2 protein-coding genes are annotated in these 2,174 nt (G+C 36.2%); both read left to right on the forward strand.

Going from position 1 to position 2,174, the window contains the following annotated elements:
* The first annotated feature begins 26 nt into the window (after window positions 1-26).
* The gene (locus tag AC3DU7_RS31975; protein WP_488043252.1) at window positions 27-671 is read left to right on the forward strand and encodes an IS607 family transposase; all 645 of its coding nucleotides are present in this window, start codon (window positions 27-29) and stop codon (window positions 669-671) included.
* A 2-nt stretch (window positions 672-673) separates the two neighbouring features.
* Window positions 674-2,174: IS200/IS605 family accessory protein TnpB-related protein (locus tag AC3DU7_RS31980; protein WP_488043253.1), on the forward strand; the 1,501-nt coding region annotated here is incomplete at its 3' end.

Below are 2,174 nucleotides of genomic sequence, written 5' to 3' on the forward strand. Positions count from 1 at the left end.
ACAAATATATACAAAATGTCTAGGGTATGAAACCAAACGAATTTGCAGAAAGATTAGGAGTTAGTGTTAAAACTTTACAGCGTTGGGATAATTCTGGAAAGTTAAAAGCCAAGCGCACAATGTCAAATCACCGCTATTATACCGAAGAGGATTTAGCCGTAGCAAGAGGGTTAAAACCTCAATCTACCAAACGAAAAATAGTAGTTTATTGTCGAGTATCTTCCGCTAAACAAAAAACCGAACTACAAAACCAGAAAGAGGCTATGGCACAATTTTGTTTGGCTAAGGGTTTATGTGTCGATCAGTGGATTTGTGAAATAGGCGGAGGCATGAATTTTAAGCGCCGAGAGTTCTTAAAAATTGTCATAGATGCTATAGATGGTAAGACAGAAAGTATTATAGTTGCCCACAAAGATAGATTATGTAGATTTGCTTTTGATTTAGTTGAAACATTAGTGAACCGTTCCGGTTGTCAAATCATTGTGGCCAACCAGCCTAATCTAGCACCACAGCAGGAGTTAGTAGAAGATATGTTGGCTATTATCCACTGTTTTTCATGTCGAATATATGGCTCTAGAAACTATGCAAAAGAAAAAGTAAAAGCTATAGCAAATATTATTGACATTCCTAGACAAACCATGCTAACCTTGAGTAAAATAATTCAATGTTAGCAATGGCCAAGTCTCATGGTTCCTTGAGAGGGATAGAAGCAAAAATTGAATATCATCCTGTCTTTGAGGAACTGGGGGTATTGTACGAATCCTGGAAACGGTCTGCTCTCAACTGGATGCAAACTGAGAAGTTGTCAGAATCCGTTGTCGAAAAGCGTCTAATGAAGAGGTTTAACATCCAATGGGCATGGGCTGACTCAATCGCCACTGAAGCACGAGCGTGCTTCAAGCAATTAAAAATAGCTAAAACTAACAATATTACTAAACTAGAACTCCAAATTAAAGCTAAAACAACGGCTGCAAAAAAACTCATCACTACCCTAGAAAAAACTTTAAAATTAGCAACAAAAAAAGGCTTCCCACATATACAAGCTCGAAATAAATTTCAAAATCAATTGCTAGGTTTAAAAAGTAAAATTCAAAAAATACAACGTCTGAAACAAAAATTAAAGAAGTTAAACTCTACAGAACGTTTACATATTTGTTTTGGTTCGCAGAAATTATTTAATGCTCAACATAATTTAGCAGAAAACGGATACAAAACCAGACAGGAATGGGGTATTGATTGGAGAAAGAAACGTTCAGGCAGGTTTTTCTGTGTGGGAAAATCTCAGCCTGGCGGTGGAACTATGATGAAAGTTTTCCCATCACAAGAGAATGGATTATATCAACTACAAGTTCAACTACCTAGACCATTACAGGATAAATATGGTCAGAAAATACAGTTAGAATTTTCTGTTTTAGATAGGGATGGCAGATATAGAAGCTCAGACTTGGATTATGCTTTAAATTGCTTAAAACCTATCACAATTTCTATTTTTCGCAGGGAACATAAACAGGATAATTGGTACATACATCTTTCTACTTACGTACAAGAAACTCCCGTAATTCATACCAGAAAAAATGGTTGTATAGGTATTGATTTCAATGCTAATTCAATTTCAGTTACTTATGTTAAGTGGGATGGTAATATTGAATATTTAGAAGAGATACCGTATCAATGGAAAAATCAAACTACAGGACAACGGCAAGCATCTATGAGAAATATTGTTTGTCAAGTTGTGTTCTTAGCAGAGTTTTTTGAATGTGCAATAGCCATTGAGTCTCTAGATTTCAGTAAAAAAAAGTCTCAGATGAGTGAGGAAAGTAAAGTCTATAATGAGATGCTTTCCAACTTAGCTACGGGAATATTTAGAGAAGCTTTGGAGTCACGTTGTAGAAGATTTGGAGTTCAATTGATCGCAGTCAATCCCGCTTTTACTAGCGTGATAGGTATGATTAATTACATGGCTAAATACGGTTTAAACAGTGGCACTGCTGCTGCTTTAGTAATTGGTCGTAGAGCCTTAAACTTATCAGAAAAAATCCCCAAATGTTTGTTGAGACCGGAGGATGTCAACAAACATGATTGGAGTCATTGGCGACGAGTTGCTAGTTTTATTAAACTACATCATATTCGCCGGACTCAACTTTTTCAATGGAGGAAAGCCCTAGAGAGAATCC

The organism is Okeania sp. (genome assembly GCF_983059655.1).

Excerpts from the sequence above, each read along its gene's own strand:
- AC3DU7_RS31975 (WP_488043252.1), top strand. The coding sequence starts at position 27 with ATGAAACCAAACGAATTTGCAGAAAGATTAGGAGTTAGTGTTAAAACT.